22 protein-coding genes are annotated in these 23662 nt (G+C 46.0%); 7 read left to right on the top strand and 15 right to left on the bottom strand.

All coding sequences use genetic code 11. The features are described 5' to 3' along the window. Positions 1-498, bottom strand: coding sequence for a peptidylprolyl isomerase (locus RBK99_RS10700; protein WP_317504596.1), 498 nt, complete (start codon positions 496-498; stop codon positions 1-3). Between the two features lie 117 nt (positions 499-615). On the opposite strand from RBK99_RS10700, the gene cysS reads away from it, so the two are divergent. Both cysS and RBK99_RS10710 read left to right on the top strand, forming a co-directional pair. After that, positions 616-1995, top strand: coding sequence for a cysteine--tRNA ligase (cysS, locus tag RBK99_RS10705; RefSeq protein ID WP_317504597.1), 1380 nt, complete (start codon positions 616-618; stop codon positions 1993-1995). Positions 1996-2022: 27 nt separating this feature from the next. Further along, complete coding sequence (locus RBK99_RS10710) at positions 2023-3567, top strand: M17 family metallopeptidase (protein ID WP_317504598.1); 1545 nt, start codon at positions 2023-2025, stop codon at positions 3565-3567. A gap of 82 nt (positions 3568-3649) precedes the next feature. On the opposite strand, the gene RBK99_RS10715 is transcribed toward RBK99_RS10710, so the two are convergent. Then, a complete protein-coding gene (locus RBK99_RS10715) occupies positions 3650-4249 on the bottom strand; it encodes a Yip1 family protein (protein WP_317504599.1) in 600 nt (199 codons plus the stop codon). A 122-nt stretch (positions 4250-4371) separates the two neighbouring features. Then, positions 4372-4905 (bottom strand): Crp/Fnr family transcriptional regulator, encoded by a 534-nt coding sequence (locus tag RBK99_RS10720; protein WP_317504600.1) that lies wholly within the window; start codon positions 4903-4905, stop codon positions 4372-4374. A gap of 127 nt (positions 4906-5032) precedes the next feature. On the opposite strand from RBK99_RS10720, the gene RBK99_RS10725 reads away from it, so the two are divergent. From RBK99_RS10725 to miaE, 3 genes are read left to right on the top strand one after another with little or no spacing between them, the layout of a single operon-like run. Further along, complete coding sequence (locus RBK99_RS10725; protein ID WP_317504601.1) at positions 5033-5764, top strand: SDR family oxidoreductase; 732 nt, start codon at positions 5033-5035, stop codon at positions 5762-5764. Between the two features lie 3 nt (positions 5765-5767). Further along, the gene (locus RBK99_RS10730) at positions 5768-6445 is read left to right on the top strand and encodes a TVP38/TMEM64 family protein (protein ID WP_317504602.1); all 678 of its coding nucleotides are present in this window, start codon (positions 5768-5770) and stop codon (positions 6443-6445) included. A gap of 18 nt (positions 6446-6463) precedes the next feature. Continuing rightward, positions 6464-7249, top strand: coding sequence for a tRNA isopentenyl-2-thiomethyl-A-37 hydroxylase MiaE (miaE, locus tag RBK99_RS10735; protein WP_317504603.1), 786 nt, complete (start codon positions 6464-6466; stop codon positions 7247-7249). A gap of 41 nt (positions 7250-7290) precedes the next feature. On the opposite strand, the gene RBK99_RS10740 is transcribed toward miaE, so the two are convergent. From RBK99_RS10740 to RBK99_RS10750, 3 genes are all read right to left on the bottom strand, one after another. Further along, positions 7291-8574: a dicarboxylate/amino acid:cation symporter gene (locus RBK99_RS10740; RefSeq protein ID WP_317504604.1), complete on the bottom strand. Its 1284-nt coding sequence runs from the start codon at positions 8572-8574 to the stop codon at positions 7291-7293. 97 nt (positions 8575-8671) lie between these two features. After that, entirely contained in the window at positions 8672-9670 is a 999-nt protein-coding gene (gene sohB, locus RBK99_RS10745; protein ID WP_317504605.1) for a protease SohB, read from the bottom strand. 78 nt (positions 9671-9748) lie between these two features. Further along, positions 9749-12145, bottom strand: coding sequence for a VolA/Pla-1 family phospholipase (locus tag RBK99_RS10750; RefSeq protein WP_317504606.1), 2397 nt, complete (start codon positions 12143-12145; stop codon positions 9749-9751). A gap of 186 nt (positions 12146-12331) precedes the next feature. Here RBK99_RS10750 and RBK99_RS10755 point away from each other — a divergent pair, with 186 nt between their 5' ends. Continuing rightward, positions 12332-13084: a YciK family oxidoreductase gene (locus tag RBK99_RS10755; RefSeq protein WP_317504607.1), complete on the top strand. Its 753-nt coding sequence runs from the start codon at positions 12332-12334 to the stop codon at positions 13082-13084. A gap of 81 nt (positions 13085-13165) precedes the next feature. Next, positions 13166-14236 (top strand): WD40/YVTN/BNR-like repeat-containing protein, encoded by a 1071-nt coding sequence (locus RBK99_RS10760; protein ID WP_317504608.1) that lies wholly within the window; start codon positions 13166-13168, stop codon positions 14234-14236. An 8-nt stretch (positions 14237-14244) separates the two neighbouring features. On the opposite strand, the gene RBK99_RS10765 is transcribed toward RBK99_RS10760, so the two are convergent. From RBK99_RS10765 to RBK99_RS10805, 9 genes are read right to left on the bottom strand one after another with little or no spacing between them, the layout of a single operon-like run. Next, positions 14245-16359 (bottom strand): aminotransferase class V-fold PLP-dependent enzyme, encoded by a 2115-nt coding sequence (locus tag RBK99_RS10765; RefSeq protein ID WP_317504609.1) that lies wholly within the window; start codon positions 16357-16359, stop codon positions 14245-14247. Positions 16360-16415: 56 nt separating this feature from the next. Next, positions 16416-16628, bottom strand: coding sequence for a (Na+)-NQR maturation NqrM (gene nqrM / locus RBK99_RS10770; RefSeq protein ID WP_317504610.1), 213 nt, complete (start codon positions 16626-16628; stop codon positions 16416-16418). Positions 16629-16636: 8 nt separating this feature from the next. Beyond that, positions 16637-17668 carry an FAD:protein FMN transferase gene (locus tag RBK99_RS10775; RefSeq protein WP_317504611.1) on the bottom strand — a complete coding sequence of 344 codons (1032 nt, stop codon included), beginning with the start codon at positions 17666-17668 and terminating at the stop codon, positions 16637-16639. A gap of 3 nt (positions 17669-17671) precedes the next feature. Further along, the gene (gene nqrF / locus RBK99_RS10780; protein ID WP_317504612.1) at positions 17672-18898 is read right to left on the bottom strand and encodes an NADH:ubiquinone reductase (Na(+)-transporting) subunit F; all 1227 of its coding nucleotides are present in this window, start codon (positions 18896-18898) and stop codon (positions 17672-17674) included. 38 nt (positions 18899-18936) lie between these two features. Beyond that, positions 18937-19545 carry an NADH:ubiquinone reductase (Na(+)-transporting) subunit E gene (nqrE, locus tag RBK99_RS10785; RefSeq protein ID WP_317504613.1) on the bottom strand — a complete coding sequence of 203 codons (609 nt, stop codon included), beginning with the start codon at positions 19543-19545 and terminating at the stop codon, positions 18937-18939. Between the two features lie 5 nt (positions 19546-19550). Continuing rightward, on the bottom strand, positions 19551-20183 hold the full coding sequence (locus RBK99_RS10790) for an NADH:ubiquinone reductase (Na(+)-transporting) subunit D (RefSeq protein WP_317504614.1): 633 nt from the start codon (positions 20181-20183) through the stop codon (positions 19551-19553). Next, a complete protein-coding gene (locus RBK99_RS10795; protein WP_317504615.1) occupies positions 20176-20952 on the bottom strand; it encodes a Na(+)-translocating NADH-quinone reductase subunit C in 777 nt (258 codons plus the stop codon). The genes RBK99_RS10790 and RBK99_RS10795 overlap by 8 nt, the downstream gene beginning before the upstream one ends. Continuing rightward, on the bottom strand, positions 20945-22147 hold the full coding sequence (locus tag RBK99_RS10800; protein ID WP_317504616.1) for an NADH:ubiquinone reductase (Na(+)-transporting) subunit B: 1203 nt from the start codon (positions 22145-22147) through the stop codon (positions 20945-20947). The genes RBK99_RS10795 and RBK99_RS10800 overlap by 8 nt, the downstream gene beginning before the upstream one ends. Positions 22148-22149: 2 nt before the next feature. After that, the gene (locus tag RBK99_RS10805; RefSeq protein ID WP_317504617.1) at positions 22150-23490 is read right to left on the bottom strand and encodes a Na(+)-translocating NADH-quinone reductase subunit A; all 1341 of its coding nucleotides are present in this window, start codon (positions 23488-23490) and stop codon (positions 22150-22152) included. Positions 23491-23662 lie beyond the last annotated feature (172 nt).

A 23662-nucleotide genomic window follows, 5' to 3' on the forward strand; every position in this document is an offset into this window, starting at 1 on the left:
TTAATCGTTTACCGATACGCGTTCAATAACCACGTCTTCAACCGGAACGTCCTGATGGAAGCCGGCAGAACCTGTTTTTACTTCTTTCATGGCGTTCACTACATCCATGCCATCAACCACTTCGGCAAAAGCACAATAGCCATAGCCATTCGGTGTTTCATTCTGAAAGTTTAAAAAGGCATTGTCATTCACGTTAATAAAAAACTGTGACGATGCGGAATGCGGATCGGGCGTGCGCGCCATAGCCACGGAACCCACCACATTAGGTTTTGCCGTTGGTGCTTCATTTTCGATGTTATCGCGTGTTTCTTTTTGCTTCATACCGGGCTCAAAGCCACCACCCTGCACCATGAAATTGCTGATGATACGATGGAAAATTGTACCGTCATAAAACCCCTCGCGGGCATACTGTAAAAAGTTTTCTACCGTCTTAGGCGCGGTTTCGTTGTGCATTTCTAAAGTAATATCACCATAATTGGTATGTAAAACGACTTGCATTGAATGTACCTGTTTCATTGACTAAACCAGCTGATAGTGTACCAGAGCAGCGCCATCGGTGGTATCATAAGCCCCCAGTTTTCATCGTTAACCGTTCGATAAGTAAGAGAACCTATTATGGCATTAAGCGTCTTTAATACCCTGACCCGCAACAAACAGTCATTTGAACCTTTGAACCCCGGTCACGTGGGTATTTATGTGTGCGGCGTTACCACCTACGACTACTGCCATATTGGTCACGCCAGAACCTACGTCGCGTTTGACGTTGTGGTACGCTATCTGCGCAAGCTTGGGTACGACGTGAAATACGTACGCAACATTACCGATTTAGACGACAAAATTATTAAACGCGCAGCAGAAAATGATGAAGATTTTCATCAAGTCACTGAACGTTTTATTGCCGAGATGCACCAGGATTTTGATGCACTGAACTTGCTTCGTCCTGACATAGAGCCTCGGGTAACCAGCCACATGGACGACATCATTGAGATGATTAAAAGTCTTATTGATAACGGCAATGCTTATGAAGCTGGCAATGGAGATGTTTTATTTGATGTCTCGACCTTTAATGATTACGGCAAACTCAGCCGTCAGGATTTAGAACAGTTGCAGTCAGGTGCTCGCGTTGATGTTGATTCGGCCAAACAGGACCCACTGGACTTCGTCTTATGGAAAGCGGCAAAAGCCGGTGAGCCAAGTTGGTCTTCGCCCTGGGGAGAAGGCCGCCCGGGTTGGCACATTGAATGTTCTGCAATGAACAAAAAGCACCTGGGCACCACCTTTGATATACATGGTGGCGGTTCCGACTTAGCCTTCCCGCACCATGAAAATGAAATTGCGCAAAGCTGCTGCTCAAACCACTCTGAGTACGTAAAATACTGGATGCATAGCGGAATGGTGCAGGTAGACAACGAAAAAATGTCGAAGTCTCTGGGCAACTTTTTCACCATTCGCAGCGTACTGGAACAATACGATGCTGAAACGGTTCGATACTTCTTGTTGTCGAGTCATTATCGGTCACAACTGAACTATACTCAGGAAAACTTGGATCAGGCACACTCTGCTTTAGAACGTTTATACACAGCGCTGCGTGATGTGACTCCACAAACTGCGCCTGAAGAATTGCGGAGTAAATACTGGCAAAGTTTTCAAGAGGCTATGGATGATGACCTGAACGCTCCGGAAGCCATGAGTGTGTTATTTGAGGTTGCCCGTGATATCAACCGTAACCGTGACAGCGCTCCGGACACAGCGGCTCAGTTAGCGCATATTTTGATTGAGCTTGCAGAAGTGATGGGACTGCTACAACAGTCCCCCAAAGAATTTTTACAAGGTAACGCAGATGATGTTGCCAAAATCGAAGCGTTGATTGCCAAACGTAATCAGGCACGGGCTGATAAAGACTGGGCTGCAGCCGACGATGCTCGTGACGCATTAACCAACATGGGTATTGTTTTAGAAGACGGTGCCGAGGGCACCCGCTGGCGTCGCGCTTAACTGACCACTAATTAAGAGGTTTACTCTATGGCATTTGCACAACTGCAAATTGTCAGCTCACTGGCTGACGCATACTCAAAAGATGGTGCTGATGCACTTATCTTAATTGGAAATTTTAACTCGGTCGATGACTCGGCGTTAGCTGAAACCATTCAGCAAGCCCAAATTACTGACCAACGAGTGGGTCAACAACCTTTACTGTTACAAGCTAACGGCGTGCCTGGCCAGCGGCTGATTGCAGCTCCAACGGGGCCTCTAAACCGTGACTTTGACGATGTTCGACAGGTGTTTGATGCGGCACATGCGGCAGCAAAAATCGCACAAGACGCGGGAGCCCGCCACCCTGTTATTGCATTAAATAATGTAAACTTAAATGACGAACGCTACCAACAAGCATTTTTAGCCGCTTACCTTGGCCTCTCTCAGGCACTTTACCAACCACTCGAAGCTCGCGAGGCTCATGGCGAAGACGCTATTGAACCCACCCAAAACGTGATTATGGTCGGTGAGCTTGATGCTGAATGGGCGATGGCTGTTGAAGCTGGCAAACGAGTCGCTCGTGACCTTGCGGGTACTGAGCCTGAGCGCATGGCGCCACCGCGGTTCGCTGAGTACTGCCGCCAGGCATTCGCCCACACAGCGGTTAAAGTTACGGTTATCGATGACTATCAACAACTGCAGCATGAATACCCTTTATTAGCGGCCGTGGGCCGTGCTTCAGTCGCGGTCGAACGCCACCGTCCTTGCGTCATCCGACTCGAATATCATGGCAGTAAACCTGAGCGTACCGTTATGTTTGCGGGTAAAGGTATTGTCTACGACACCGGTGGCGCTGACCTAAAAGTTGGTGGTCATATGGCCGGCATGAGCCGGGACAAAGGCGGGGCGGCAGGCGTTGCCGGCTTCATAAAAACCGTCGCAGAATTACAGCCTGAACATCTTAATGTTGTGGCAGAGATAGGAGCTGTACGTAACAGCATTGGCTCCGATGCGTTTGTTGCGGACGAAATCATTACCGGCCACAGCGGAAAACGTGTCCGCATCGGTAATACTGATGCTGAGGGTCGTCTTGTGATGGCTGACCTACTGTCACATTTACGTGAAGAAGCGGCCAAAGGTGAAGGTGATTACGAGCTGTATACCGTAGCTACTCTGACAGGCCACGCAGCCTTAGCTAAGGGACCTTACAGTGCGTTGGTGCCTAATGGCCCTGCCCGTCGTCAGAATCTTGCTCAGGCGTTATTTGAGGCCGGTGAAGTTTATGGTGACCCAACTGAAATTTCATGGTCGCGTCGTGAAGACTTTGATTTCGTTAAAGGTCGTACCCTGTGCGATGATTTGCTGTCATCTAACAACGGATCGTCAGCATCAACACCTCGCGGACACCAGTTCCCTATGGCTTTTCTGACAGGAGCATCCGGACTGGACAGCCACAGTATCGATAGCGATCATCCCATCAGCTATGTTCATATTGATATTGCCGGCAGTGGCGTTGAAGGCGGTGACTGGCAACATGGTAAACCAACTGCAGCTCCGGTTACCTGTCTGGCTGGGCATTATTTGAAAAAGTAAGCACTTTTAACTGCGAATAAAAAATGCCCGACTCTTATCACCAGAGCCGGGCATTTTTATTGGTTAAGAGCTGATTTTATTTTTATGAAATAAAATCAGGTCCAAAACCGTTGGTCCATAAAATAGCGGTTGTTGCCATTAGCACAACCATAGCGATGAGGCCGGCGGTCACAACCGAGCTAGCATAAAGAAAGCCCCGCTCTTCAGGAATGTGCATAATAACGGGAAGTCCTGAGTAGAGCAGGTAAACGGAATAAGCTACCCCACCGAGGAAAACAACAGCAACGAACCAAAGTTCAGGATAAAGCGAAGCAATTCCCGACATAATCACCGGTGTTGCGGCATAGGCTGCTAACTCAAGAGATTTTGTATAACTTGGATCAGCACCGAAGGTTTTTGCCATCCAGTAAATGAGATAGGCTAGCGCAAAGGTCGCACCGAGTATGCCGATGTACATGGCAACGCCCATCATGACAGCACTGTTTTGCGTCAAATAGATGGATTCGCGAGTGCCAATGCTCCAGCCTACATGCGCAGAAGCGTAATAGGCGGCTAAACACGGCAATATTGCAATTAACAGAATGTGGGAACACGAATAGAGAAAACTCTCCCGCTTACTGTCTATAGACTTCCATTCCTGAGCTGGATGGGCATATAAACCCCATATATGATTCAGTATCATAACTTCACTTCCCCATAGCACGCGGCCATACCGCGAAATTCTTAAATACGTTATAATTTTGATGCGGGTACTGCTGAAAAATTCACCCCATGTGTCTAATATTCAGCACTCACTTCATCCTGTCAAGCTTCTCTTTTCACTCGTTTTTTTATACGGCTTAACGCAACCGGAGTAATTCCAAGGTATCGAGCAATATTATTTTGACTTACACTCTGCATAACTTCAGGCATGTTTTCGCGTAAAGAAATATATCTCTCCTGAGCTGAAAGAGATAAAAGCTCATACTCTCTTTGCTCTTTTTTCATAGATAAATCCAGCAATCTAAAAATGAGATCAGAAGCAACTTCGTGAGACTCTTCCGCCAGTGAAAGTAACTTTTCAACTGAAATTCTCCATAGCTTGCTTCTCAAGATACTTTGCAGATTAAAGGAGCACTCTTGCTTCTTATAAGCTGCGGTCAAGCTGCCGACGAGAGCTCCTGCCGATACAAATGACTTAACTCTCTCATCACCGTTATCTAATAAATAATAAGCTCTTAAAAGGCCCTCCTCGATAAAATATAAATATCCATTTCTTTCACCCTGAAAAAAAACATGCTGGTTCTTTTCGATAGTAACGAGTTCTGAATTTCTTTTAATCACAGTTTCCAATTCCATTTCGACCACCGCATCTCTCTATTATCTACGGTTAAAACTTCTCAAAACCGTTAACCTGGGTTAATGAAGCTATCCATTTCTAATTCTATAGTAGATTTCCAACAAAAACTGAAATCAGGAAAATGCTATGCAGCTTTTCAACAAAACGATTGTGATAACGGGTGGAACTTCGGGAGTGGGTCTTGAATTAGTAAAGCTTTTAAGCCGGAACAATCAGGTCAGTGTAGTCGCTCGCTCAGCAGAACGTTTAAATAAGTTAAAACACGCATTCCCCCACCTACAAACATTTCAAGCCGACCTATCCAACGCTTGTACGTATCCTAATTTAGCAGAGAAAATTATCAGCTCAACGCCAAAAATAGATATTCTTATCAATAACGCAGCAGTTCAATACCCAACGACTTTTATCGATAATACCTTTGTCTACGAAAATGTTGCCCGTGAAATCAATACGAATCTAACTGCAATCTGCTCCCTTTGCTTCTTGTTATTGCCTGCTCTTAAGCAAGAAGAATCATCTTATATTCTCAATATCAACTCTGGTCTAGCCCTAACACCAAAGAAATCTTCCGCCATTTACTGTGCCACCAAAGCTGCCCTCAGGAGTTTTTCTCAAAGTTTGAGATATCAGGTTATTGAAACAAATATTGGTATTCTGGAAGCATACCTACCAATTGTTGATACCCCTATGACCACTGGGAGAGGGGCGAATAAAATTTCAGCCGAAAAAGCCGCAATAGCGATTATTAAAGGGCTAGAAAAAGAAAGACAAAAAAACTATATAGGGAAAACTCGATTTCTTCCGCTACTGCTAACTATTGCTCCAGGGTTGGCTCGCAGCATGATGAAGAGGAGTTAGGAAATGAGTGGATTAATTAAAATCGTGCTTCTATTTGGGCTGATATTCGCGAGCACTTTCATACTAGCTAACATGGCAGGTGTACTCTCGTTAGAAAAAATTAACAACTTTTTTATAACAATGAACCGATCATCTCCAGAATGGATCGCACTCATATTGATTCTCATACTTTTTGCCGATTTGTTTGTCGCTATTCCCACTTTGTCTGTAATTTTGTTGGGAGGGTTTTTTCTGGGACCAGTAACTGCTTCACTTTCTGCAATCACCGGACTTCTTTTTGCTGGAGTAGTGGGGTACGTTCTCAACCGAAGCTACGGTAGCTATCTTTTTAAATGGCTCATAAAAAGCCAAACGCAAAGAAATGAAGCTATCAGTGCATTTAATAAACACGGTTATTATATTATCCTATTATCAAGAGCCGTTCCTATATTGCCAGAAGTTTCCGCCTGTTTGTCTGGTCTCACTAAACTGCCTTTCTGGAAGTTTATTACCTGTTGGTTAATAAGCATTGTCCCCTACTCTGTTATTGCCAGCTATGCTGGCTCAATTTCTACCGTTCAAGATCCAAGTCCCGCTATTATTACAGCCATTAGCTTTACCGCTTTCTTTGGTGTTGCTTGGTTTTTATTAAAAAAATACAAAATAGACTCGGCATTCCGTACAATAGAGACCAAAAAGTAGAGGAAGTTATTTTAGATTATGACAGAAACCGTTTTTCAGGAAGAATCTGAGGTGGAGAGCTTACTCTCTCCTTTACGCTCCTTTTTAAAGTGTTCTACTCCAAAAGAATGGGTCGAAGAAGCTAAAAAAGAAAAAAATCTACCAACTTTGTTAAGAGATCATCTCATTTGCGAGCTAAAAGCAGCGCAAAGTGCAATGCTGCTCATTCGCCGTTACGCCGTTGATGAAGAAAGCGGAAAAGCGTTATTAAACTGGCTAAAACCTTATGAAGACTTTACTTACCGTCTTGTCGGCGATTGGCGCAAACTCGCCGATTACAGTTCCTTCAATAAGCGCATGGTTCCTAAATCCAGAAGACCTTACAGCCAACCTTTAATCGACAAAATGGTTCTCCTTATAAAAGAAGAGTTGCACCATTTTTATCAAGTACTTGAGATAGCTGAAGAATTAGGAATTAAATACGATAAGATCACATCTAGTCGCTACGCACGAAGCTTATTAAGCCATGTTCGCACATATGAACCAGCCGCGCTCATTGATAAACTTATTTGCGGAGCCTATATTGAAGCTCGCTCCTGCGAGCGTTTCGCTGCGGTCGCTCCGCACTTAACTGCCAAGCTCAGCACGTTTTATTATTCACTACTTCGCTCAGAAGCTCGCCACTATCAGGATTATCTAGCTCTAGCCAGAGAGATCAGCGATAATGATATTTCAGAACGTATTGCATACTTTGGGGAAATTGAAAAAGAGTTGATTCAATCCTCTGACGACGACTTCAAGTTTCACAGCGGCTTGCCCTGCTGATTGTTCTGGCGCATGCCTATAGCATGCGCCATTTTGAAAAACTAAAGTTCTTCCAGCTTTTTGCCGGCTTCTTTGTCGTAAAACACCTCTTCGTCAAAATCGTTTTCTGAGCGCGCAACCACACAACTGACCATGGCATCACCAGTGACATTGACTGCGGTTCGGGTCATATCCAGTAAACGATCCACGCCAATAATGAGACCGATGCCTTCAACCGGCAAGCCGACCTGTTGCAGTACCATAGCCAGCATTATCAAGCCAACTCCAGGGACGCCAGCAGTACCAACAGATGCCAGTGTTGCGGTCAGAATCACCATCAGGTATTGACCAATATTCAAATCGAGTCCATAAACCTGAGCGATAAATACAGTGGCCACACCCTGCATAATCGCGGTGCCATCCATGTTAATAGTGGCGCCAAGAGGTACAGTAAAGGAACCGACACTGTTCTTAACCCCTAAGCGACGAGTGACCGTTTCCAGAGTAATAGGTATGGTCGCATTACTGCTTGCAGTACTAAAAGCAAACAACTGAGCATCGCGCATTTTCCGTAAGAAAATGCCAGGCTTAACCCTTGCCAGAACGCGCAAAAATAGTGGATAAACAATAAGTCCATGAGCAATAAGCACGAACAGAACCAACAGGAAGTATTTAGCTAAGCTGCCTATCATCTCTACGCCGGTTTCCGCAAAAAGCTTTGCCATAAGGGCGAACACACCGTAAGGCGCCAGGTTCATTAAAATGACAACTAACTTCATTATGACTGAATTCAAATCATCGAAAAAGCTCTTTAACCGCTCACCTGGTTTACCTGCTAACGCCATAGAAATACCAAACAGCAACGCAAACACAATAATTTGCAGCATATTGCCTTCAGCCATGGCATTAATTGGATTATCCGGGAATAGGTTAACGATAACTTCACTTATTGACGGTGCCTGACTAGGTTCGAAAGTCGCGTCAGAAGCGCGTTCAATACCTTCACCGGGCTGAACCAAAACGGCCGAAAAAATAGCAAAGCTAATCGCAATTGCGGTCGTTATCATGTACATGCCCACGGCCTTTCCGCCTAAGCGCCCGAGTTTACTTGGGTCACTTAATGAGCAAGTACCAACCACCAGTGAAACAAACACCAGCGGTACAACCAGCATTTTTAATGAAGTAATGAATATTTGACCAACAACGTCAAACAGTCCATTGGTTAAATACAATGAAACCCAGGCATTGTCACCAACTACGTAACGAATAAGGGTACCGAGAATGATCCCAGCGACCATGCCGATGACAATACGGCTAGTCAGGCTGAGTTTTTTCTTTTCGCTCATAAGAGTCCTTTATTATTCATTCTTAAAAACTGCAATAGCCTATCAGAAAGCCTTTTAATAAGCAGCTATAAAACGTTGAGGCTACGCCGAACACCTTTCATTGTGCAACATCTGACCGAGTTAACGAAGACTTAACGGCATGAATAATAACCGACATCCCTTTAGCAAAGCGTTCACTGAGAGGCTTTCGAACCACATACTGTAGCTGTAAGACCTCAAAGGCATTATGCTGACTCATCAACCAGGCATCACTGGTTGTCACTTCGTCAATCAGCCCCAGTTCCTTGGCTTCCTGCCCGGACCAGACTTCGCCGGTCGCAACCTTATCAATATCCAGTTCCTCGCGGTTTTCCTGCACAAACGTTTTAAACTGACGATGAATGGCTTCTAAATCCTGCTTAAACTTACGGCGTCCCTCGTCCGTGTTTTCACCAAAGAGGGTTAAGGTACGCTTGTATTCACCTGCGGTCAGTTGTTCAAAATCAACATTGTGTTTTTTCAACAAGCGATGAAAGTTAGGTATTTGCGCCACAACGCCAATAGACCCAATAAAAGCAAAAGGGGCCGCCAACAGTTTATGACCCACACACGCCATCATGTAACCACCACTTGCAGCCACCTTATCAATAGCGATGTTCACTGTTAACTTGTGATCTTTCAAGCGCAATAATTGAGCGGCTGCCAGGCCATAACCGTTGACAACACCACCACCGCTTTCCAGGCGTACCAACACTTCGTCCTTTTCGGTAGCTAAGTTTAAAATAGCGTCCACTTCATGGCGCAGACTATCCACCTCTTTTGCATCCATACTGCCCTTAAAATCAACCACGAAGAGGCGTTTTTCTTTACTCGTCTGAGGTTTCTTTTTCTTAAGCGCTTTCAAGGCTTTTTTCTGCGCCTTTTTGTCCATCAGCTCAATTTTTAACTGTTCACTCAGCTCGTTCAGCTCTTTGGATAAATGCGTGACCTGTAAGTCACCTTTATTCTTCTTTTGCTTCTGTGCCGCCTGAGCGATAACACCCACAATAAAAACAACCGCAATGACAATAATCGCGGCTTTTATAACAAAACCGCCAATGTCGGCTAAAAATTCCATGCATTCCCCCAATACGAAAAAGGCCAGCATAATTGCCGGCCTTTATTAACCAATGTTCTTTATTACCGAACGATGAGTTTATTGTACCACGGCTTCATTGCTCACGGTAAGTTGCAACATATCTGCACCGAACCAAAACGCAATTTGACGCTGCATTTCAGCAGTAGCCGCCGGCGATGCCGATGCATCAACCAATGAACCATGCCCGCCTTCGATAAAGCGCACGATGCCTGAAACCGGCGTGCCATCTTCTGACGTTGTCGTGGTAGAAATCCCCTCAAGACCAAGTAACGCAGCTAAAGGCTCAGTGCCTGCTAGTGGTTTATTTTCCACTGAGTTTGGAATGACCGTATCGCCAATGGCTTCAATCATATGGATTGGTGTTTCTGAAGCCACGACTGGCGCAGCGTAGTTAACCGGGTCGCCAGAATCTACAACAGTCTGAGCCGCAAACGCGAACTGCTCAAATGTGGCGTTAATTTGCGCAACTTGCTCAGCCGATGCACCCTCAACAAAAGCGGCATAAGTTTGCACTAATACTTGTTGGAAAGCAGCCGAACCTGGCGCAGCACCGGCCGCTTCAGCCTGAGCGTTAACCGCTGCGGCAAACTCTTCATTTGCGGCATACAGCAGTTGACTCTTAATAACAGGCCCAAACTGCTCTGATGCCAGTAAGAAGTTAGCTAAACTGCCACCTGGCATTCCTAAACTTGAAGCCTGTACAGAAAACTGCCCATCCAATGCTGCTAATGGGTTGCCTTCGCCAAACGACGTGTTCGTCAATGCCGTGAAACCAGTGCCTGAAATAGCGCCCAGAGAGTGCCCTACAAAGTGCACGTCCTGTCCGTTTAGAGCAGCCCCATCGGCCGACTGGAAGTAATTAAGGCTTAGACGCAATCCCAGCAAGTCCGTAATTGACTGACGTAAATTGTCACGCGTTGTCAGCAGGCTGCTTAAATTCATATACGCTGTAACGCCCGATGAACTGGATGCATCAATATCATCAGTGCCATCACCGTCCACGTCAAATGCACGCGCACCGTGTAACGGGTGATCAATTGCCACTGTCGCAAAACCAGCTACCGCAAAAGTACCCGCAATGGCTGCGGCGTTTTCTTTTTCACCGGTAATACCGTGCTGGAAGATGATAACAGGCCAACCGTTAGCCGGAGCGGTTAACGGGTCAAGTCCCATTTGAGCACGAACACCGTTTGCCGTTGCCAGTTCAGGAATCGTAATAAACGCATCAACCGTCTGAGTCCCCTGAGCTTCTGGCACGGGGTTATATTTCGTTAAATGGCGAGCCTCGTCCACTCCTTCAATATCAAAACACGCATTAGGCGGCAGCATTAAGGATGGATCATCAATCATCGCCGCACTGATACCTTCAGCCGCAGGGTCAATTTCACCGGCTTGCAAGCCATTAAGAATAGCGGCAGGACTATCACACTGCGCCATCCAGCGACCCGTCAACGGAGCGGTTGGATTTTCTGCACTCGGTAATGGAGAGTAATAAGGTAAGTCGACTTGACCACCATACACTCTTGCAGCACTTGCAGCGGCAAGTGCATTAGGGTCGGTAATACCTGCACCCGATAAGACAACATCCAGTGTGTAGCCCTGAGGAGCGGCTTGCAGCACTGGAGGGTTAGAGGCTGCTGTCTGCTGACCTAATAAGCTTTTCGTCACGCCAAGAACATCACCTACAGATTGCGTCGTAAAGTTCGAGCTATAAATAACACCTTCAGGATCAACACCGTACTGTGCTAATGCACCTTCATAACTATTAATCAGACCTTGTAGTGCCAAAGCGCTTGGGTCACCAGACACTGGATTTTCAGAGACACTTCGTTTCATCAATGTATAAGTCTGAGATGGCTTAACATCGCGCCCCAGTGAGTCCTGAATATTATCGGTTAATACCACCAAATAACCGGTTGCCGGTTTAAATGGACGTAACGGAACAATCGCAACGCTGCCTTCACCTGTCGCCTTAACCGTAAAATCGGTTCCATGCTGAAGTTCGTCAGTTACTGCGCACACAGCTGCCGGATTGAGAGCAGCACAATCGGCTGAAATATCGTTGCCGCCCTGAATCGTTTCAAATACGCGTATTGAACCTTGCGCTTCCAGGCTTGCCGCTTCGACAGTAACTTGCTCGCCGTCTTGATTAACCGGTAGCGAGAAGTTAAAAGCCAATGTTGAATGTGTACCCCAACCATCAAGTGCGTTAATCGCAACTTGCGGATCGCTTATAGCGGTTGGGTCTTCTACAGGAATATTTAAAGTGCCGTCTACGGAGCCGCTCAACAGTATATTCGTCGGAACAGGCAAAGCACCATTTGATGGGTCAAAAACCACTCGGGTGGCCGCTACATTCACTTCACTCTCTGTAACTGGTGCTTCGTCGCCACTGCCACAGCCGACCAGACTAAGAGCAGAACCAATTGCTAATGGGAGTAATAATTTCTTCATGAGGTATCCCCAATCCTTTTTTATGATTTGTTATTCTATGCTTTCTCTTAACGATTTTTATACACCTGTATGAATTAAGATGAAAGGATTTTTACCGATTTTTCGTTCGTTTGCTGAGAAGTTATTCGAATATCGTTACAATAGCCTACTCACCCGACCACAGTCCAATGGTATTAAGAAACTGTTATGGAAATTAAAACTGTACATAATTATCAGGCCAGTCCTGAACTACTGAAAAATAAAGTCATTCTAGTGACAGGTGCTGGCGACGGCATTGGCCGTCAGGCAGCTTTAAGCTACGCTAAACACGGGGCTACGGTCATTTTATTAGGGCGCACTGTCAGCAAGTTAGAATCTGTTTACGATGAAATTATTGGCCAGCAAAGCCCCCAACCGGCAATCATTCCATTAGACATAAAAGGTGCAACCCAAAATCATTATCGTGATATGGCCGCAACAATAGCTGATCAGTTCGGCAAATTAGACGGTGTGCTGCATAACGCAGGTCTGTTAGGTATTCTCTCCCCTTTTACTCATATAGAAAAGGATAGCTGGGACGACGTCATGCAGGTTAACGTCACCGGACAGTTCGCTATGACTCAGGCGCTTATCCCAGTTATGGAAAAATCACCCAATGCCTCTTTAGTTTTCACTTCTTCTGGTGTCGGGCGAAAAGGTCGGGCATTTTGGGGCCCTTATTCGGTCAGTAAATTTGCCACCGAAGGGATGGCTCAAATCATTGCCGACGAATACGAAGGCACAACGCTACGTACCAATGTCATTAACCCTGGAGCCACTCGCACCTCCATGCGTTCCAAGGCCTATCCTGCAGAAGATCAAAGCACATTAAAAACACCGGCGGATCTCATGCCAACTTACCTTTATCTCATGAGTGAAGACAGTCTCTCTGATAACGGGTTATGCTTCGATGCACAGTAAACCGATGACTCTGAACGGGCGTATTAGAAGAAGATAAACGTGTTACACTCAGTAACATGAATAACTAATTAGGTTGCGTCTATGACACCGAAGCCACTAAAGCGAGCCATCAAGACGATTAGGCTCGCTTTGCCCTTCACCCTATTAATGGGTTTTTCAGCGGCAGCTGAGCTCCCGCAGATAGAGCTATTTGAGAATGTTCGTCAACAACACTGGATAGGCGTTAGCCCTGTTAACCGTAATACAGTATGGCTGTCCGGCGAAAACGGAACAGTTGCAAGAACCACAGACGCGGGTAAAAGCTGGGAATATTTCCAACCCGGTCCGGACGACCTTGAGTTTCGTGATATTGAAGCAATCGACGACCGTCGCGCCTACGCTGTCAGCGTAGGCAACAATGGGCAGTCTCGAATTTATTATACCGACAATGGTGGTAGCAGTTGGCGTTTACGTTTTCGCGGCGAGCCGAACAGCTTTTTTAATTGTATGGCACTCTCCCCGGATGGTGAAGCCTGGATCCATGGCGACAGTGTGGGTGATGAGTGGCGAATGATACACAGTACCGATGGACGCAACTGGCTACAGGTAAGAAGTGCTGTGGCTGAGCCTCCCCTGTCAAATGAGGGTGGCTTTGCTTCCAGTGGCAGTTGCGCTCGCTTTAATAATAAAACCTGGATGATAGCGACCGGAAACGCTGATACAGCCAGAGTACTTATAAAAGGTTCATTCGGTATCCGTTTTCGTGTGCTTGAGACACCTATGCCAGCAGGGCCGATGGCGGGAATTACCAGTATCTGGCCGATTAATGAAGAATCGTTTTATATTGCTGGTGGTGATTTAGGCGAAAACTCTGACAGCGTTCAGCGCCTTTGGCACTATGCTGATGAAACTTTCGAGGCACTTCCGGAACCCCCTATGACAGGCGCGCTCTACAGCTTAAGCCTCGTCGAACACAACGGTTCCTGGCTATTAACGTCTAACCCACAGGGTGCCGCAGTTCTCAATTTGAAAACTCGTCAATGGGCACAGTTATCCAACGCCAATATCTGGAACATCCAATGTCATGATGATATTAGCTGTTGGCTGGTTGGGAAAGACGGTTACGTTGCCCGCTTACAATGGCAGTCACCGCAAAAGCAAAACAAGCTTTAAAAGCTTAATTAAGCGGCGGGTGACTGCAATAAGGCAAGGCCGCCCAGTAAGTGGCGGCTATTAAATCCATGACGTTTCAAGACGTTGGCAACCACTTGACTCCTGTTGCCCGAACGGCATAAGCAAATAATATCCCTTCCACGCAGGTGTCTGTTGGTTTGAATGAACTGAATAACTTCGGTAAGAGGGACATTGATGACTTCTGCGCAACACGGGATGTCTGACAATACATGTTCCTGACGCTCTCGCACATCAATAATCAGCAAATCCTCACGATGCCAAAACTCATCAGTGTCTCCGATAGGAATATTTACTTCATCATCAACACCACAGTCTCCCCTTAATTCACAAGAGGTATAAGCAATGTGGTGCTCGGGATCTCGTCCGGGGCATATCAGTGTTTCTTCACTCACAAAACACTCATAGGCTTGTTTCGATACCTCGGTGCCGGTAAACAAAAAGTCTGAATGAACGCGACTTTTAAATGCCGCTGATTCACTTAGAATATAAAAGGGGTTACGAGAACCAATTCGGAACAAACACCGCTCACCAATACTAATACAACCACTAACACTGCCTTCACACTTAACCGGCACAACGTCGCATTGCTCAATTTCTCTGGACCAGCCAAACACATCGTACTCGTCATTTGAGCGCAACGGGATAAGTATCGGGGCCAGCAATTCAACTGATTCACTCATGGCTGATTCAGCAACCGTAGAAACAACAGCTTTAACTCGATAGCCCTGGCAATTAACAATGTTCTCAATTCTGCCAGCCAAAGCCGGGTGCGGATCAATCACAGCAATTTCTTTCGCTTTACGATCAATCACCAGATAGCAACAGTGATCATCGTACTTAAGCTGAACCACGCCATCTAGCTGAAAGTCGTTATCATTATTTGTATCAGCAACGATTAAGCACGAGTCTCTTAGCGCATCCGACGCTTGTTTAATTCTGACACAAGCTTCATTTATTTCACTCTGCTGAGTCGCGGGGCCAAAAGACAACCGGATAGCTGATCCGCTACGCCACTCTTCTAGTCCCATTGCATCCAATACAAAGCTTTTTGTCACTTTTGAACTGCAGGCTGAGCCCGAACTAACTCTTATCTGGCAGGCATCGAAAACATCCATAATGTCGCGTGAGGCTACACCTCCCACAGAGAAGTTCAGAGTGGTCGGCACAGACCGTTTCAAGTCGTGATTAAACACGATTGACGGGAAAGCACAAGTCAATGAATCAACCAGTTGCGAACGATAACTCTGGAGCGTGGCTTCACTCTGAAAGCGAGTGCTATTTTCATCCAGCAACAATTCAAACAAGGCATTTAACGCGGCAATTCCGGGTAAATTCTCAGTTCCGGAACGCTGTCCTGACTCCTGGCCGCCCCCGATGATAAGCGGCGTATAAGGAGCAGAGTCCCGCACCGCCATGAAGCCAATGCCTTTAGGTCCATACAATTTATGACCACTAAACGGAGCATAATCAATCGTGGTTTCATCTAAATTCAGAGATTTTTTTCCTAAAACCTGAACACAATCAACCATCCAGGGGACATCGGCGTTATGTTGACGGATCACATGTTCAAGTTCCTTTAGATCCTGAACAACACCCGTTTCGTTATTCACCGCCATGGTGCATATCATGGCCGCATCTTTTACATGCTCCGAGATAAACTGAGTATCCAGCAGACCGTCTTTATCGACTGGTATAGCCACGAGTTCAGCGTTCAACCCTAAAAGTTGATTCCAGTGTGCCAGCGCCTGTGGAACTGCTTTGTGTTCTGTCGCACCATACAGCAAGCAACTTTTCCGCTCCGTTGGTTCAACTTGCATCGCTGCATAGATAGCAGAAACGACGGCCGTTTGTATTCCTTCAGTTGCACCACTGGTAAAAATGAGGCGCCCGGATTGTAAACCAATGACTTTTCTGGCTAATTGACGCGTTGTATCCAGAATATATCGAGCTCTTAAGCCCGTAATATGGCTGCTTGAGGGGTTACCAAAAACCGTTTCCATAGTGTGAGAAACGGCTTTTATAATTTCGGGGAGTACCGGAGTGGTCGCGTTACAGTCCAGATAAAGCTCATTCGCGTTAGCCTGAATATTCACTGGTTTCATGCACCCCTCCTACTAAACAAAAAGTTATATGTTTATAACCTTTATCACTAAAAGGGTCAATGAATCTGGTTTTCTTTCCACGCTTCTTCTTTTTTCATCCGTTCTTTGCGTTTTTCACATGGTTCATCGCAATCGCACGCTTTATCCATACCGAGCGCGCTGATACCACCGCAACTTCCGGAAATTGTCTTACGTTGTACTATGTAACCTACGGCCATCGCCAGTACAACAATAACAAACAAGGCGAATACCATTATAAAGGTTTGCATTAAAACTCCTACTCCTGCTCGGTCAGCAACGGCTTAAAAGCGTCGCTGATATACTCATCAAAACCGTCTTCTGTTTTGTAGATGAGCATGACTGCCAAATTATGCTTCTGCGCAAATGACCGTGCCTTATCTGTTCCCATAACCAACAATGCTGTTGCGTATGCATCAGCGGACATCGTGTCCTCTGTATACACCGACGCCGAGACCAGATTATGTGTTATCGGAAAACCCGTTGCCGGATCAATAATATGTGAATATCGCCGTCCATTCTCTTCAAAAAAGTTCCGATAATCACCTGAGGTGGCTAAGGCACCGTCTTTAAATTCGACAACACGTTGCACTGCACGTTCCGTAGAAACCGGTCTTTCTACTGCTAATCGCCATGGCAACTCGTTTGGTTTACCACCTTTAGCAATAACTTCTCCACCAATTTCAACCAGATACTGCTGTATTTTTAATTGATCTAATAAATGCGCTACGCGATCGACGCCATACCCTTTAGCAATTGTTGATAAATCGATGTACATATTAGGCACATCTTTTATTAACTGATGGTTTTTAACTCGTAGCTTTTCATAACCTGTTCGTTGCTGCGCTGCTTCTAGTTCTGATCCTGAAGGTTGGTTGTTTGGCTTTGCTTTTGGGCCAAAACCCCATAAGTTAACAAGCGGCCCAACCGTCACATCTAAAGCACCATCCGTTTGCTCTGCAATTTCAAGCGCTCTTTTAATAACCCGTTCTAAATCCCGACTGATAACGACAGGTTCTGTACTTTCAAATTGATTAAATTTAGAAAGTTCTGAGTCTGGATCATACGTCGACATTTGCGCATTAACACGCTCTAAAACAATATCAACTTTTCTCTTAATTTCGCTTTCATTGTATCGCGGATCTTTAGTAAAAAGCGTCACGCTGTAGGTCGTACCCATCGTGCTGCCGCTGAAAGCTATTTTCTTCGGAGCATCTGAGCAAGAAACTAAAAAGGCCAGCCCCAAAAGGGCCAGCCAGCTTTTTGCGATAGACAGTTTTAATAACTTCATGGATTAACCGCCAAAGTCATCCAACATGATGTTGTCGTCTTCGACGCCTAAATCTTTCAACAAGTTAATAACTGCCGCATTCATGACTGGCGGTCCACACATGTAGAACTCACAGTCTTCAGGCGCTTCATGGTCTTTAAGGTAACGCTCATAAAGAACATTATGAATAAAACCTGTATCGCCTTCCCAATCATCTTCTGGCTGCGGATCAGACAGTGCGACATGCCAATCGAAGTTTTCATTTTCTTCGGCCAACATATCAAAGTCCTCAACGTAGAACATTTCGCGCTTAGAACGTGCACCATACCAAAATGAAATTTTACGATTGGTGTTCAAACGACGCAGCTGGTCAAAAATATGAGAACGCATTGGCGCCATACCGGCACCACCGCCAACAAAGACCATTTCAGCTTCGGTTTCTTTAGCGTAGAACTCACCAAACGGACCGGAAATAGTCACTTTATCGCCTGGCTTCAGGCTGAAAATGTAAGATGACATTTTACCTGCAGGCAAGCTTAAGTCATTCGGTGGCGGGGTCGCTATACGGACGTTCAGCATAATAATGCCTTTCTCTTCCGGATAGTTCGCCATTGAGTAGGCACGTACAACTTCCTCGTCCACTTTAGATTCAACATCAAAGAACCCGAAGCGATCCCAGTCTGAGTGATACTCTTCTGCGATATCAAAGTCTTTGTACTTCACATGATGGGGTGGAGCTTCAATCTGAATAAAGCCACCCGCACGGAAAGGCACTTCCTCACCTTCTGGCAATTGTACGATGAACTCTTTAATGAAAGTTGCAACGTTGTCGTTAGACTTAACGGTACAGTCCCACTTACGAATACCAAAAACCTCTTCTGGTAATTCTATTTCCATGTCCTGTTTAACGTTAACCTGACACGAGAGGCGGCACCCTTCACGAGCTTCACGTTTGGTAATATGATCGAGTTCAGTCGGCAGAATATCACCACCGCCCTCTTTAACTGTGACGCGACACTGACCACACGAACCACCGCCACCACAAGCTGACGATACGAAAATACCTGCGTTAGCCAAGGCTCCCAGAAGTTTCGTACCTGGTTGGGTCACGATTTTTTTGTCTTCGTCGTCATTAATCAGGATTTCAACATCACCCTGAGGTACCAACTTTGATTTGGCGAACATAATAATCGCCACCAAAGCCAGTACGATGATGGTAAACATCCCTACACCGAGATATATCTCTTGCATCGATTCGTACCTTTACTTTTACCGATTCAACACACTGGTTATAAGGATACGCCGGAAAACGACATAAAGCCCAAACCAATCAGACCCACTGAAATAAATGTAATACCCAAACCTCTTAAACCATCGGGTACATCCGCGTATTTCAGTTTCTCACGTACAGCAGCCAAAGCGACAATTGCTAATGCCCAGCCAACACCACTACCGATACCGTAGACCACTGACTCGCCAAAGTTGTAGTCACGCTCAACCATGAAAGCAACGCCACCAAAGATAGCGCAGTTAACCGTAATTAGCGGCAGGAAAATACCTAAGGCGTTGTAAAGTGCCGGCACGTATTTATCCAACGCCATTTCCAGTATCTGTACGATAGCGGCTATGACGCCAATGAAGGTCAAGAATTTCAGGAAACTCAGGTTTGCATCAGGAAAACCTGCCCAGTCTAAAGCGCCTGGCGCAAGAATGTTGTGGTAAATAAGATTGTTAACCGGTACTGATATACCCAGTACAACAATAACAGCAACACCCAGACCAAAGGCTGTTTTTACCTTTTTAGATACCGCCAAGAAGGTGCACATACCTAAAAAGAAGGACAACGCTAAGTTTTCAATGAAAACCGCGCGAACAAATAAATTAATGTATTGTTCCATGACCATTACTCCTTAGGTTCGACTTGTTCAGTGCGGAAAGTACGCAGCACCCAAATGAAGCCGCCAATAATGAAGAAGGCGCTTGGTGGCATAAGCAATAAGCCAACAGGTTCGTACCAACCGCCCTGAGATGCCAGAGGTAAAATCTGTACATCAAACAAGCTTCCTGAGCCGAACAGTTCACGGACAAAGCCAACCACTAACAACACGACCGAATAGCCTAAGCCATTACCAAGGCCGTCCAGTAAGGACATGAATGGCGTACTCTTCATTGCATAGGCTTCAGCACGCCCCATCACGATACAGTTAGTGATGATCAGTCCTACGAATACCGAAAGTTCTTTCGAAATTGAGTAGGCATAAGCTTTTAATATCTGATCAACAACAATAACCAAACTGGCTATTATCGTCATTTGCACAATGATACGAACGCTCGATGGAATATGGTTGCGAATAATCGAAATGAAAAAGTTCGAAGACGCCACTACCGCGGTCAGTGCTATACACATAACCAGCGTATTGCTCATTTTCGAGGTGACCGCCAATGCCGAACAGATACCTAATATCTGCAGCGCAATGGGGTTGTTCGCGAAGATCGGACCGAATAGTACGGACTTCATTTCTTTTACACTAGCCATTGGTCAGTTCTCCTTTGCGAAGTTTTTCAAGTAACGGTCCATACGCTTTATCACTCATCCAGAAATCAATCAGCGCATCAACACCATTACTGGTCAAGGTTGCACCTGAGAGCGCATCAACTTCGTGCTCTGAACTTGCACCGCCTTTAACCACGTCAAACTTCACTTTGCCGTTTTCACCGAAGAGCTCTTTACCTTCCCAAGTTTTAACCCAGGCAGGGTTAGTGATTTCGCCACCAAGCCCCGGTGTTTCTGAGTGTTCATAGAATAAAACGCCGCGCACAGTATCGTAATCACTTTTCAATGCGATTAGCCCATACATGGTTCCCCACAAGCCCTGTCCACGGATATGCAGCACAACACCGTTCCTGTTGCCTTGTTCATCCATCACCAAATAGGCTTCAGTTCTGGTTTCCATGGTGCCTAAGCCAGCGATATCTTCACTTCTCTTAAGCTGGACACTGGTTTCCGGATCGCCAGCAGCTTTACGATTACTAAAGTTAGCAGGGTTAACGTCCTTCAACACTTCGTAGTCTTCCAAACTAACGACTAAAGGCTTTATGCGCTTGTCGTATACGGCCGGTATATCCATTCCGGGCTCTAAAATACCCGCTGCATCAAGAATGTTTTCCTGCATAGCAAGTGCGGCATTTTTTTCCTGCAAAGGCTTCAAGCCAATAGCCGCGCCTGAAACAATGATTGAACACACCAGGCAAAGCGCTAGCACGACACCAACGGTCTTGCCTAAACTCTCATTTTTCTTAGCCATTGCGCGCTAACCTCCGTTTGATATTTGCCTGTGCTACAAAGTGGTCAAATAACGGTGCGAAGACGTTAGCAAACAAGATGGCTAACATGATGCCTTCCGGAAATGCCGGGTTAATGACACGAATCATGACCGTCATAAAACCAATTAACAAGCCGTACGCGAACTTCCCTTTATTCGTAAAGGACGCGGAGACTGGGTCTGTTGCCATAAACATCATCGCAAAGGCAAACCCACCTAAGACTAGGTGCCAGTACCAAGGCATCGCGAACATTGGGTTCGCTTCGCTGCCAATCAGGTTTAATAACCCCGAGAACAGAACCATGCCGACAAAGGTACCGAGTACAATTCGCCAAGAGGCTATGCGGAAATAAATTAATGCTAAACCGCCAATGAGAATCAACAAGGTTGAGACTTCACCAATCGACCCCTGGATGTTACCAAGAAATGCGTCCCACCATAGCTCTGTGTTAGCGTAATCGAGGTTACCCAGAGCAGCTTTACCCAAGCTGGTCGCACCGGAGAAACCATCAACCGCAGTCCAGATAGAGTCACCAGACATGCTGGCCGGATAAGCAAAATATAAGAAGGCACGGCCCGTAAGCGCAGGGTTAAGGAAGTTACGGCCAGTACCACCGAAAATTTCCTTACCAATGACAACACCAAAGGTGATACCTAAAGCAACCTGCCATAAAGGTGTTGTTGCCGGTAAAATTAATGAGAATAGAACCGAGGTAACGAAAAAGCCTTCATTCACTTCGTGTTTGCGAATAGACGCAAATAAGACTTCCCAGAAACCACCAACGAAGAAGGTTACCGCGTAAATAGGCAGGTAGAAGCATGCGCCATACCACATCTTCGCGCCCCAACCAGCGTCGGCCCCCAGTTCACCACCCAGTAGATGGAATAAATCAACCTGCCAGATGTTAGACAGCTGATAACCGTCCATTAATGCCATGGCAGCCTGGTTACCAACATTATACATCCCCCAGAACATGGCCGGGAAGGTCATCATCCACACCAAAATCATAATGCGCTTAAGGTCGATACGGTCACGAACATGCGTAGCCGACTTAGTCACAGTACCTGGTGTGTACAATATAGTGGCTACGGCTTCGTAAAGCGCGTACCACTTCTCGTATTTACCGCCTTCTTCGAACTGCGGTTCAATACGCTCGAGTGTGTCTTTCAAGCTCATGGTTAGCCTTCTTTCTCAATCTTAGTGAGACAGTCACGCAGCACCGGGCCATATTCATATTTCCCAGGGCAAACATAAGTGCACAATGCGAGATCTTCTTCGTCCAATTCCAGACAACCGAGTTGCTGGCCTTCATCCGTATCGCCTGACAGAAGGTCTCTCAACAGTAATGTCGGCAGAATATCTAACGGCATAACACGTTCATAGTTACCAATTGGCACCATAGAACGTGGCGAACCATTCATCGACGTTGTCATGCTGAAACGTTTTTTCGGATTAAAGTGTCCGGCATAAGCACGAGTAACCGAATGCAAATCAGACCCCGGACGAATCCAGCCCAGGAATTCTTTATAGTTGCCTTCAGGAATAACACTCACCTGATTATGGAAGCGACCTAACCAAGCGTGTTCATCATCTGCGGTGTGACCATGTAGGACAGAACCGGAGATGATTCGTTGATTATCACCACTTAACTCACCGTCAGTTAATTCCTGCAGGTTAGCACCCAAACGGGTACGAACTAAGCGAGGTTCATTGACACCTTCGCCCGCAACCGCAACAACCCGATCAGTAAAAATTTCACCTGTTGTGAATAATTTACCGTAAGCAATAACGTCCTGATAGCCAATATGCCATACCGGACGTTTTATGCTCGCTGGCTGCAAGAAGTGTATATGCGTCCCAACCAAACCTGCCGGATGAGGACCAGAAAAAGATTCTAGCGTGACATCCGCGTCACCAGTATCCACTTCCGCATCAGCGGCTTTACAAACAAACAGCTTGCCTTCAGTCAGGTTCGACAACACTTTCAAACCGTCAATAAAGGCTTGCTTCTGTTCATTGATAAACAACGTCGGATCGCCAGCTAATGGATTAGTGTCCATCGCATTCACAAAAATTGCACTAGCTTCGGCATCTAGTGCCGGAGTCTTGCTGTAGGGACGGGTGCGCAGCGCAGTCCACTGACCAGACTCAACCAAAAGCTCCTGAACTTTCTCACGACCTATTGAATTTAGCTTATTGCTCTCAAATTTTTCGAAAGTGACTTGTTCGTCACCTTTCAATTCAATCACAACGGCCTGCAATACTCGGCGCTCACCACGCAAGATGTCTTTAACTACACCAGCACCGGGGGCTGTGTATTTGACACCAGGGTTTTTCTTGTCCTCGAAAATTAATTGACCTTTTTTAACCTGATCATCAACTTTCACGTGCATGGTTGGGCGCATACCCACGTACTCTTCACCTAGGGTAGCGACCGTTGTTACAGCCTTACCGTCGGATAGTTTTTGCTGAGGCGCCCCTTTGATAGGGATGTCCAGCCCTTTCTTGATCGTAATCATATGCGTTTGCACTACTCGTTAAGGGAAGATTCATCACAACCAGCCGCCAGGGGCTGGAAACCTGAATAATCATATAGTTACCGACACAAGCAACCACCATAGGGCGGGCTTGCCATCGGCAACCTGAAACATTTTCCACACTTATCGGGGGGATTTTAGCATTTTTCCCACA

It is taken from the genome of Idiomarina solivarensis, assembly GCF_033052755.1.
Classification (GTDB): Bacteria; Pseudomonadota; Gammaproteobacteria; order Enterobacterales; family Alteromonadaceae; genus Idiomarina.

Excerpts from the sequence above, each read along its gene's own strand:
- RBK99_RS10790 (WP_317504614.1), bottom strand. The coding sequence starts at position 20,183 with ATGGCTAGTGTAAAAGAAATGAAGTCCGTACTATTCGGTCCGATCTTC.
- RBK99_RS10795 (WP_317504615.1), bottom strand. The coding sequence starts at position 20,952 with ATGGCTAAGAAAAATGAGAGTTTAGGCAAGACCGTTGGTGTCGTGCTA.
- nqrM (WP_317504610.1), bottom strand. The coding sequence starts at position 16,628 with ATGCAAACCTTTATAATGGTATTCGCCTTGTTTGTTATTGTTGTACTG.
- sohB (WP_317504605.1), bottom strand. The coding sequence starts at position 9,670 with ATGGAATTTTTAGCCGACATTGGCGGTTTTGTTATAAAAGCCGCGATT.
- nqrE (WP_317504613.1), bottom strand. The coding sequence starts at position 19,545 with ATGGAACAATACATTAATTTATTTGTTCGCGCGGTTTTCATTGAAAAC.
- cysS (WP_317504597.1), top strand. The coding sequence starts at position 616 with ATGGCATTAAGCGTCTTTAATACCCTGACCCGCAACAAACAGTCATTT.
- RBK99_RS10700 (WP_317504596.1), bottom strand. The coding sequence starts at position 498 with ATGCAAGTCGTTTTACATACCAATTATGGTGATATTACTTTAGAAATG.
- RBK99_RS10765 (WP_317504609.1), bottom strand. The coding sequence starts at position 16,359 with ATGAAACCAGTGAATATTCAGGCTAACGCGAATGAGCTTTATCTGGAC.
- RBK99_RS10750 (WP_317504606.1), bottom strand. The coding sequence starts at position 12,145 with ATGAAGAAATTATTACTCCCATTAGCAATTGGTTCTGCTCTTAGTCTG.
- nqrF (WP_317504612.1), bottom strand. The coding sequence starts at position 18,898 with ATGCAAGAGATATATCTCGGTGTAGGGATGTTTACCATCATCGTACTG.
- RBK99_RS10760 (WP_317504608.1), top strand. The coding sequence starts at position 13,166 with ATGACACCGAAGCCACTAAAGCGAGCCATCAAGACGATTAGGCTCGCT.
- RBK99_RS10710 (WP_317504598.1), top strand. The coding sequence starts at position 2,023 with ATGGCATTTGCACAACTGCAAATTGTCAGCTCACTGGCTGACGCATAC.
- RBK99_RS10730 (WP_317504602.1), top strand. The coding sequence starts at position 5,768 with ATGAGTGGATTAATTAAAATCGTGCTTCTATTTGGGCTGATATTCGCG.
- RBK99_RS10720 (WP_317504600.1), bottom strand. The coding sequence starts at position 4,905 with ATGGAATTGGAAACTGTGATTAAAAGAAATTCAGAACTCGTTACTATC.
- RBK99_RS10740 (WP_317504604.1), bottom strand. The coding sequence starts at position 8,574 with ATGAGCGAAAAGAAAAAACTCAGCCTGACTAGCCGTATTGTCATCGGC.
- RBK99_RS10775 (WP_317504611.1), bottom strand. The coding sequence starts at position 17,668 with ATGAAGTTATTAAAACTGTCTATCGCAAAAAGCTGGCTGGCCCTTTTG.
- RBK99_RS10755 (WP_317504607.1), top strand. The coding sequence starts at position 12,332 with ATGGAAATTAAAACTGTACATAATTATCAGGCCAGTCCTGAACTACTG.
- RBK99_RS10805 (WP_317504617.1), bottom strand. The coding sequence starts at position 23,490 with ATGATTACGATCAAGAAAGGGCTGGACATCCCTATCAAAGGGGCGCCT.
- RBK99_RS10800 (WP_317504616.1), bottom strand. The coding sequence starts at position 22,147 with ATGAGCTTGAAAGACACACTCGAGCGTATTGAACCGCAGTTCGAAGAA.
- RBK99_RS10725 (WP_317504601.1), top strand. The coding sequence starts at position 5,033 with ATGCAGCTTTTCAACAAAACGATTGTGATAACGGGTGGAACTTCGGGA.
- miaE (WP_317504603.1), top strand. The coding sequence starts at position 6,464 with ATGACAGAAACCGTTTTTCAGGAAGAATCTGAGGTGGAGAGCTTACTC.
- RBK99_RS10715 (WP_317504599.1), bottom strand. The coding sequence starts at position 4,249 with ATGATACTGAATCATATATGGGGTTTATATGCCCATCCAGCTCAGGAA.